The sequence below is a fragment of the Streptomyces sp. NPDC059142 genome (genome assembly GCF_042755665.1).
GTDB lineage: Bacteria > Actinomycetota > Actinomycetes > Streptomycetales > Streptomycetaceae > Streptomyces.
In genome coordinates this window covers 13845-22313 of the sequence record NZ_JBHZDA010000105.1, presented here as the reverse complement: position 1 = coordinate 22313, position 8469 = coordinate 13845, and the positions used below count along the sequence as shown (strand labels likewise).

Below are 8469 nucleotides of genomic sequence, written 5' to 3'. Positions count from 1 at the left end.
CGGGGGGGGGCGGGGGCGGGGGGGGGGGGGGCGGGGGGGGGGTCGCGGGGCGTCCCCCCCGGGGCGCGGGCCCGCCCCGGGCGCCGCGCCGCCCGTTGTCCGCCGCCCGTTGTCCGTTGCCCCGGGCCGGCGGGTCCGGGGCTCAGGGCCGGTGCGGGTACCCGTACCGGCACCGGCGGGGCCGGTGTCACGCGTTCTCCGCCGCCTCCATCAGGTTGTCCTCCGAGGCACCCTGGCGCCAGTAACCGCTGAACTTCACCGCCCGGCGGTCGAAGCCGCGCTCCCCGACGAGGTGGCGGCGTACCGCCTTCACCGTGGCCGCCTCCCCCGCCACCCAGGCGTACGGCGTGCCCTCCGGCAGCGCGGCGGCGCGGATGGCGTCGGGGGCGGCGGGCGAGGTGTTCCGGACGAGCCAGGTGATGTCGGCGTCCGCCTTCGTGGCGAGTTCCTGACGGTCCGCCGGGTCGTGGACCTCGATCCACACCCGGGCCGGGGTGCCCGGTGCCAGGGTGTCGAGGATGGACGCGACGGCGGGGAGCGCGGACTCGTCGGCGGTCAGCAGGATCCAGTCGGTGCCGTCCGGCGGCCGGAAGTCGTACCCGCCGTTCTCCTCCTCGACCGGGGCCAGCACGCAGATGCGGTCGCCGGGCACCGCGCTCCTCGCCCAGCGCGAGGCGGGGCCCGACGCGTCGTCGGACTCCGCGTGGAGAGCGAAGTCGATGACCAGTTCGTCCGGCGCGCGGCGCAGTTCGCGGATCGTGTACGTCCGCATGATGCCGCGCACCGCCGGGTCGAGCGCGCGCCACGCGCCGTACCAGTCGGCCGTCCCCGCGGGCGGCATGACCGGCTCGCTCTGGCCGGGACGGGGCAGGAACAGTTTGACGCGCTGGTCGCGGCCGGCCGACGCCATCCGCGCGAGGTCCGGCCCGCCGAGCACGATCCGTGCCATCGCGGGGGTGATCCGCTCCGCGCGGAGCACCTCGACGGAGAAGAACTGGAAGGGGGACGAGGTGGGAGCCGCGCGGGGCGCGGGGGCGGACGGGGCCAGGGACGGGGAAGCGTTGGTCATACGGGGAGCCTCTTCGACTTCTCGACGGCGGCGGCGAGTTGTTCCGGGAGCGGGGCGCGCCCCGCGGGGCGGCGCTGTGCTTCGGTGGGCGCTTCGTCGCGCCACGGGCGGTCCCGCCCGCCTCGGCCGCGGGCGGGCGGTGGGCTGGTCATGACGAGGATGTCCCTTATCGAAGTGGGATGCGAGGGTAGGCTAACCTAACCCCGTGTTGCTCGACAGTCCCCACCACCTGGCCACCGAGGCCGGCCCGGTCATGGAGCGCCGGTACCGGTCACGGCCATGAACCCCGCGGACCCCAGGAGTACGACCATGCAGCGCCTCACCGCGGAATCGGTGACCCTCGGCTACGACCAGCGGGTCATCGCCCGCGATCTGTCGGTGGAGATACCCGACCACTCCTTCACGGTGATCGTCGGCCCGAACGCCTGCGGCAAGTCGACCTTGCTCCGCGCGCTCTCCCGGATGCTCAAGCCGGCCGAGGGGCGCGTCCTGCTCGACGGCTCGGTCATCCACGCGATGCCCGCGAAGAAGGTCGCCAAGACCCTCGGCCTGCTTCCGCAGTCGTCCATCGCGCCCGACGGCATCACCGTCGCGGATCTGGTGGCGCGCGGCCGTTACCCGCACCAGGGGCTGCTGCGCCAGTGGTCGCCGGAGGACGAGCGGATCGTCGGGGAGTCCATGGCGGCCACCGGGGTCGGTGAACTCGCCGACCGTTACGTCGACGAACTCTCCGGCGGCCAGCGCCAGCGCGTGTGGATCGCGATGGCCCTCGCACAGCAGACGCCGCTGCTCCTGCTGGACGAGCCGACCACCTTCCTCGACATCCAGCACCAGATCGACGTGCTCGACCTCTGTGCCGAGCTGCACGAGACCCAGGGCCGTACGCTCGTCGCCGTCCTGCACGACCTCAACCACGCCGCCCGGTACGCCACCCACCTCATCGCCATGCGCGACGGGCGGATCGTGGCGGAGGGCTCCCCGGCCCAGGTCGTGACGGCCGAGCGGGTGGAAGAGGTCTTCGGGCTGCGCTGCCAGGTCATCGACGACCCGGAGACGGGGACGCCGCTGGTGGTGCCCGCCGGGCGGCGCGCGCGCCGCAAGCCGCCGCAGGAACAGCCGTCCGGGCCGGCCGTGGACGAGGTCCCGGCCGAGGCCGCCGCGGTGCTAGAGAAGTGACTTCAGCCGCAGCAGATCGCGGAAGCCCGCCTCCAGCCTGACCCGGCCCGAACCCCACGCGCGGGCGAAGTTCAGTTCGCCGTCGACCAGCGCCACCAGGTCGTCACCCGTCATGGCCAGCCTGATCTGCGTCTTTCCGGGCGGCGGCCCGGGGGCCGCGTCCGCCACCTCGATCCTGCCGTCCACCAGACGCCCGGTGAACGTGACATCCAGATCGGTGATGTGGCAGCTCAGCGAACGGTCGAACCCGGCCGCTCCGCCGGCCTCGCCGTCGGTGCGCGCCAGATTGTCGGAGAGCTTGTCGAGTGCGCCGCGGCACTCCTCCATGGTCGCCATCGCGACCGACGTTACCGCAGCTCTTCGCGGTAGCGTCTCGGGTATGAGCGACGTGACCGCGGACCCGGCCCCCGGCGCGGCGGATCCGCCCGCGCCCGACCCGGCGGCGCCCCGCCCCCTCGGCGTGGCCCGCACCCCGACCGGCGACGACGGGGTGGACCGTACGCTGGCCCGGCTCGCCGACGCCGACCACCTCCCCGCCGAGGGACATGGCGAGGTGTACGAGGATGTACACGGGGGACTGCGTGAGGCGCTGAGCGCGCTCGACGCACGTCCGGCACCCCCGGGACCTCCCCGGTGACCTCTCGCGTACGACCACAGGAGCTGAACCGAACGTGGCTGGACTGGCACGCCGCCGTCTCGATGCCGAGCTGGTACGCCGTAACCTCGCGCGGTCGCGCGAGCACGCGAGCCAGCTCATCGCCGCGGGCCGGGTGACCGTCGGCGGCACCACCGCGACCAAACCCGCCACGCAGGTGGAGACCAGCGCCGCCGTCGTCGTCAAGGCGGACGACGGCGACCCCGACTACGTCTCGCGCGGCGGCCACAAACTCGCGGGCGCGCTCGCCGCCTTCGTCCCGCTCGGCCTGGAGGTACGCGGCCGGCGGGCCCTCGACGCGGGCGCCTCCACCGGCGGATTCACCGATGTGCTGCTGCGCGCCGGGGCCGCCCGGGTCGTCGCGGTCGACGTCGGATACGGACAACTCGCCTGGTCGCTGCGGAGCGATGAACGCGTCACCGTCAAGGACCGTACGAACGTACGTGAGTTGACGCTCGATGCGATCGAAGGGGAGCCCGTGGATCTGATCGTGGGGGATCTGTCGTTCATTCCGCTGGGGGTGGTGCTGCCGGCCCTGGTGGGCTGCGCCGCCCCCGACGCCGATCTCGTGATGATGGTCAAGCCGCAGTTCGAGGTCGGCAAGGAACGGCTCGGCAGCGGCGGTGTGGTCCGCAGCCCCGAGCTGCGCGCCGAGGCCGTACGGAACGTGGCGCGGCGGGCGGGTGAACTGGGCCTCGGCGTACGGGGCGTCACCGCCAGCCCGCTGCCCGGACCTTCGGGGAACGTCGAGTACTTCCTGTGGCTGCGCGCCGGCGCGCCCGAGCTGGACCCGGCGGACGTCGACCGCGCAGTGGCGGAGGGCCCCCGGTGACGACGAACGCGGCGGAGGAACTGATGCGCGACGGGGAGAGAACCTTGAGCGAGGAACGTGCGGCGAACGCCGACCGGACCGTGTTCCTGCTGGTCCACACCGGCCGTCCGGCGGCCATCCGCAGCGCGGAACTGGTCGTGAACGGGCTGGTGCGCAGCGGTATCGGGGTACGGGTGCTGAACAGCGAGGCGCCCGATCTGCCGCTGCCGGACTCCGTCCAGACCGCCTCCGAGGCCATCCCCGACGCGCTGGAGGGGTGCGAGCTGCTGATCGTGCTGGGCGGGGACGGCACGCTGCTGCGCGGCGCCGCGTTCGCGCGCGCCTCCGGTGTGCCGATGCTCGGCGTCAACCTGGGCAGGGTCGGCTTCCTCGCCGAGGCGGAACGGGACGATCTGGACAAGGTCGTCGACCGGGTCGTCACCCGTGAGTATGAGGTCGAGGAGCGGATGACGATCGATGTCGTCGTGCACAGCAACGGCGATGTCGTCCACGAGGACTGGGCGCTCAACGAGGCGGCCGTGCAGAAGGTCTCGCCCGAGCGGATGCTCGAAGTCGTCCTGGAGATCGACGGCAGACCGGTCACCGGATTCGGCTGCGACGGCATCGTCTGCGCGACCCCCACCGGTTCGACGGCGTACGCCTTCTCCGCGGGCGGCCCGGTCGTCTGGCCGGAGGTCGAGGCGCTGCTGATGGTGCCGATCAGCGCCCACGCGCTCTTCGCGAAACCCCTGGTGACATCGCCTACGACGGTGCTCGCGGTGGAGGTCCAGCAGGACACCCCGAACGGGGTGCTGTGGTGCGACGGACGCCGCACGATCGAGCTGCCCCCGGGCGCCCGGGTGGAGGTGCGGCGCGGCTCCGTCCCGGTACGGCTGGCGCGGCTGCACCACGCGTCGTTCACCGACCGGCTGGTGGCCAAGTTCGCGCTGCCGGTCTCCGGCTGGCGCGGGGCGCCGCACTGATCCCCTCCCTGTACGGTTCCGGGTGGTTTCGCCGCGTATAGGGCGAATGGTGGACCGCCCGGACACCGGCCCTCCCGTGCGCTCGGGGGTGGGGTGCGTCGCGCACCCGGCGCCAGGACCTCGTATGGTCGTCACCGTGTTGGAGGAGATGCGGATACGGTCGCTCGGGGTCATCGACGACGCGGTGGTCGAGCTGTCACCCGGTTTCACGGCGGTGACCGGCGAGACCGGCGCGGGCAAGACCATGGTCGTCACCAGTCTGGGACTGCTGCTCGGCGGTCGCGCCGATCCCGCCCTGGTGCGGATCGGCGCCAAGTCGGCGGTCGTCGAGGGGCGGGTCACGCTCGACCCCGGCGCGCCCGCGACGCTGCGCGCCGAGGAGGCGGGCGCGGAGCTGGACGAGGGCGCGCTGCTCATCAGCAGAACCGTCTCCGCCGAGGGGCGCTCGCGCGCCCACCTCGGCGGGCGTTCCGTGCCCGTGGGCGTGCTGACCGAGCTGGCGGACGACCTGGTCGCCGTGCACGGCCAGACCGACCAGCAGGGCCTGCTGCGCCCGGCGCGCCAGCGCAAGGCCCTGGACCGGTACGCGGGGGACGCCGTCTCCGTACCGCACACCGCGTACACCGCCGCGTACCGGCGGCTGCGGGCCGTGGCCACGGAGCTGGACGAACTGACCACCCGGGCCAGGGAGCGCGCGCAGGAGGCCGATCTGCTGCGCTTCGGGCTCACCGAGATCGAGTCGGTCGAACCCCTGGCGGGCGAGGACGCCGAACTCGCCGCGGAGGCCGAGCGGCTGGGCCACGCGGAAGCGCTCGCCTCCGCCGCCTCCCTCGCCCACGCGGCGCTCGCGGGCAACCCCGAGGACCCGGAGGTCGTCGACGCGACCACCCTCGTCGGAGGCGCCGGACGGGCCCTGGAGGCCGTACGGTCCCACGACCCGGTCCTGGCCGGACTCGCCGACCGGATGGGGGAGATCGCGATCCTGCTCACGGACGTCGCGGGCGAACTCGCCGGATACGCGGACAACTTGGACGCCGATCCGCTCCGACTGGCTACCGTCGAGGAACGCCGGGCCGCGCTCACCGCGCTGACCAGGAAGTACGGCGCCGACATCGACGCCGTACTGGCCTGGTCCGAGGAGAGCGCCGCGCGCCTCACCGAGCTGGAGGGCGACGACGAGCGGATCGGCGAGCTGACGGCCGAACGCGACGCGCTGCGCGCCGAACTCTCCGGACTCGCCCAGGCGCTGACCGACGCCCGTACGGAGGCGGCGGCGCGCTTCGCCGAGGATGTCACGGCGGAGCTGGCCTCCCTGGCCATGCCGCACGCGCGCGTCTCCTTCGACATCCGGCAGACGGAGTCGGCGGACGAGAGCGCGGGGGTCGACGTCGGCGGACGCTCCGTGGCCTACGGGCCGCACGGCGTCGACGAGGTCGAACTGCTGCTGGCCCCGCACCCCGGCGCCCAGCCCCGGCCCATCGCCAAGGGCGCGTCGGGCGGTGAGCTGTCCCGGGTGATGCTCGCCGTGGAGGTGGTGTTCGCCGGGTCCGACCCCGTACCGACCTACCTCTTCGACGAGGTCGACGCGGGCGTCGGCGGCAAGGCGGCCGTCGAGGTCGGCCGCAGGCTGGCGAAGCTCGCCAGATCGGCGCAGGTCGTGGTGGTCACCCACCTTCCCCAGGTGGCGGCCTTCGCGGACCGGCAGCTCCTGGTCGAGAAGACCGTCGACGGATCGGTGACCCGCTCCGGCGTGACGGTCCTGGAGGGTGAGGACCGGGTACGGGAGCTGTCGCGGATGCTCGCGGGCCAGGAGGACTCGGAGACCGCGCGCGCCCACGCCGAGGAACTGCTGGCGACGGCGCGCTCGGAGTGAACCGCGGGGCCCCCGGGGCGAGCCAAACCGCCGCGTTCCTCACCGCCCTGGGCACCACACGGGCGGTGTACGAAGTGCTCCGCTCCCGCGCGCCGGGGAATCCCGCGCGATGGCGGCGGAGCAACTACGCCGGTCGCACCGTCGAGTTGTACGCCGGTCCCGCGACGGTCCTCGGCGCCGCCGCCGGGGCCGCCGCCAGCCCCGCGCGGGGCGCGGTCACCCTGGCCGTCCTCGCCGCGGGCGCCTGCGGCGCGTACGACGACCGGGCCGGCGCGGGCGATCCGCGCCGGGGCTTCGGCGCGCATCTGCGCGCGTTGCGCCACGGCGAGTTGACCACCGGCGCCGTCAAACTCCTCGGCATCGGCGCCGCCGCGCTCACCGCCGGCGCGCTGCTCAAGGAACATCCGCTGGACCGTCTCCTGGCGGGCGTCGTGATCGCGGGCGGCGCGCACTGCGTCAACCTCCTCGACGTACGCCCCGGCAGGGCCTGCGTCGCGGTGCTCGCCCTCGGGGCGCCCGGCCTGCTGCGCGGCGGTACGGCGGGCGCCCTGGCCGCCGTACCGGTGGGCGCCGCCGCCGCGGTCGCCGGAGCCGACCTCGGTGAACGGACCATGCTCGGCGACGCGGGCGCCCACGCGCTCGGCGCGGCCCTGGGCGCCGCCGTCGTGGCGGGCAACGGCCGGGCCGGACTGGCCTTGCACGCACTGGGAGTCGTCGCCGTGACGGCGTACGGTGACAGGGTCGGCCGGACGGTGAGCGAGAAACCGCACCGGCAAGGCCGGCCCGCGCTTTCACCCGTGTGAGTGATCCGGGCGCGGAGTTGCGGCGCCCGACCCAGGAACGGCGCCCCGGCGGTGCCGGAACGTGCGTACGGACTGGCATCCTTGACGTACCCCCCTCGCCACCCCCTCACCGAATCCAGGAGCCCTGCCCACGTGACACAACTGCGTACGGTCCAGGTACTGGGCGGTGGCAGCGCGGGCAGCAGCGCGCACGTCCGATCGCTGGCGGCCGGGCTGGTCGCCCGGGGCGTGCGCGTCACGGTCTGCGCCCCCGCCGCTCTCGACCTGACCTACGACTTCAGTGGCGCGGGGGCGCTGCACGTCCCCGTGGCCCGGCGCGGTGACCCGGCCTCGGTCGCGGCGCTCCGGGCGGCGTGCGCCGGAGCGGACGTGGTGCACGCGCACGGGCTGCACGCCGCCGTGAGGACCGCGCTCGCCCTCGGCGGTCTGCGGGTTCCGCTGGTCGTCACCTGGCACACCCGTACGGAGGCGGAGGGCCCCCGGGGCCGGCTGCTGAGGATGCTGGAACGGCGCGCCGTCCGGGCCGCTTCTGTGGTGCTCGGCGCCACCTCCGAACTGGTCGACGGGGCACGCGCCCGGGGCGCGCGCGACGCCCGCCTCGCACCGGTGGGCCTCCCCGCGCCCCGGCCGGGGGCGGCCGGCGAGGAGAACAAGTCCCGCGCCGAACTCGGCGCCGTCGAAAGGCCGTTACTGATGGCCGTGGGCAGCCTCGTACCGGAGCAGGGGTACGACACGCTGCTGGACGCCGTCGCCGGCTGGCGCGACCTCGACCCCGCCCCGCTGCTCACCATCGCGGGCGAGGGCCGCGAACGCGCCCGTCTCCAGCGCCGGATCGAGGCCGACGACCTGCCGGTCCGGCTCATCGGCCGCAGGGACGACATCAGCGAACTTCTCGCCTCGGCGGACATCGCCGTGCTCGCCTCCCGCTGGGAGGCCCGCTCGGTCCTCGCCCAGGAGGCGCTGCGGCTCGGCGTACCGCTGGTCGCGACGGCGGTGGGGGGGGCGCCCCCCCCCCCCCGGGGGGGGGGGGGGCGCCGGGCCGCCGCGGAGGGGGCGCGCCCCCCCCCGCGGGGGGGGCGGCCGGCGGGGGGCGCCCCGC

At 74.7% G+C, this 8469-nt stretch carries 10 protein-coding genes; 7 read left to right on the top strand and 3 right to left on the bottom strand.

What is annotated here, in order from left to right; translation table 11 throughout:
• Positions 1 to 187: 187 nt before the first annotated feature.
• Both ACFXPK_RS28015 and ACFXPK_RS28010 read right to left on the bottom strand, forming a co-directional pair.
• Positions 188 to 1069, bottom strand: a complete 882-nt coding sequence (locus ACFXPK_RS28015) for a siderophore-interacting protein (protein ID WP_385079783.1) — start codon at positions 1067 to 1069, stop codon at positions 188 to 190.
• Positions 1066 to 1221 carry a hypothetical protein gene (locus ACFXPK_RS28010; RefSeq protein WP_385079780.1) on the bottom strand — a complete coding sequence of 52 codons (156 nt, stop codon included), beginning with the start codon at positions 1219 to 1221 and terminating at the stop codon, positions 1066 to 1068. Before ACFXPK_RS28010 ends, ACFXPK_RS28015 begins: the two co-directional genes overlap by 4 nt.
• Positions 1222 to 1378: 157 nt before the next feature.
• On the opposite strand from ACFXPK_RS28010, the gene ACFXPK_RS28005 reads away from it, so the two are divergent.
• Positions 1379 to 2245 (top strand): ABC transporter ATP-binding protein, encoded by an 867-nt coding sequence (locus tag ACFXPK_RS28005; protein ID WP_385004911.1) that lies wholly within the window; start codon positions 1379 to 1381, stop codon positions 2243 to 2245.
• Here the strand turns inward: ACFXPK_RS28005 and ACFXPK_RS28000 are convergent.
• Positions 2234 to 2581 (bottom strand): sterol-binding protein, encoded by a 348-nt coding sequence (locus ACFXPK_RS28000; RefSeq protein ID WP_385079778.1) that lies wholly within the window; start codon positions 2579 to 2581, stop codon positions 2234 to 2236. The two genes, ACFXPK_RS28005 and ACFXPK_RS28000, sit on opposite strands and share 12 nt — an antisense overlap.
• 43 nt (positions 2582 to 2624) lie before the next feature.
• Between ACFXPK_RS28000 and ACFXPK_RS27995 the strand changes: the two genes are divergently transcribed.
• The 6 genes from ACFXPK_RS27995 to ACFXPK_RS27970 form a co-directional block, all read left to right on the top strand.
• Entirely contained in the window at positions 2625 to 2882 is a 258-nt protein-coding gene (locus ACFXPK_RS27995; RefSeq protein ID WP_385004907.1) for a hypothetical protein, read from the top strand.
• A 34-nt stretch (positions 2883 to 2916) separates the two neighbouring features.
• A complete protein-coding gene (locus tag ACFXPK_RS27990; RefSeq protein WP_385079775.1) occupies positions 2917 to 3732 on the top strand; it encodes a TlyA family RNA methyltransferase in 816 nt (271 codons plus the stop codon).
• 23 nt (positions 3733 to 3755) lie between these two features.
• Positions 3756 to 4694 carry an NAD kinase gene (locus ACFXPK_RS27985; protein WP_385004921.1) on the top strand — a complete coding sequence of 313 codons (939 nt, stop codon included), beginning with the start codon at positions 3756 to 3758 and terminating at the stop codon, positions 4692 to 4694.
• Positions 4695 to 4818: 124 nt separating this feature from the next.
• Positions 4819 to 6567: a DNA repair protein RecN gene (gene recN, locus ACFXPK_RS27980; protein ID WP_385004903.1), complete on the top strand. Its 1749-nt coding sequence runs from the start codon at positions 4819 to 4821 to the stop codon at positions 6565 to 6567.
• 65 nt (positions 6568 to 6632) lie between these two features.
• Positions 6633 to 7370 carry a hypothetical protein gene (locus tag ACFXPK_RS27975; RefSeq protein ID WP_385079772.1) on the top strand — a complete coding sequence of 246 codons (738 nt, stop codon included), beginning with the start codon at positions 6633 to 6635 and terminating at the stop codon, positions 7368 to 7370.
• A 132-nt stretch (positions 7371 to 7502) separates the two neighbouring features.
• On the top strand, positions 7503 to 8469 hold a 967-nt coding region (locus ACFXPK_RS27970), incomplete at its 3' end, for a glycosyltransferase family 4 protein (protein ID WP_385079769.1).

Coding starts and splice junctions, on each gene's coding strand:
- ACFXPK_RS28005 (WP_385004911.1), top strand. CDS start 1,379: ATGCAGCGCCTCACCGCGGAATCGGTGACCCTCGGCTACGACCAGCGG.
- ACFXPK_RS28015 (WP_385079783.1), bottom strand. CDS start 1,069: ATGACCAACGCTTCCCCGTCCCTGGCCCCGTCCGCCCCCGCGCCCCGC.
- ACFXPK_RS28000 (WP_385079778.1), bottom strand. CDS start 2,581: ATGGCGACCATGGAGGAGTGCCGCGGCGCACTCGACAAGCTCTCCGAC.
- ACFXPK_RS27995 (WP_385004907.1), top strand. CDS start 2,625: ATGAGCGACGTGACCGCGGACCCGGCCCCCGGCGCGGCGGATCCGCCC.
- ACFXPK_RS27985 (WP_385004921.1), top strand. CDS start 3,756: ATGCGCGACGGGGAGAGAACCTTGAGCGAGGAACGTGCGGCGAACGCC.
- ACFXPK_RS28010 (WP_385079780.1), bottom strand. CDS start 1,221: ATGACCAGCCCACCGCCCGCCCGCGGCCGAGGCGGGCGGGACCGCCCG.
- recN (WP_385004903.1), top strand. CDS start 4,819: ATGGTCGTCACCGTGTTGGAGGAGATGCGGATACGGTCGCTCGGGGTC.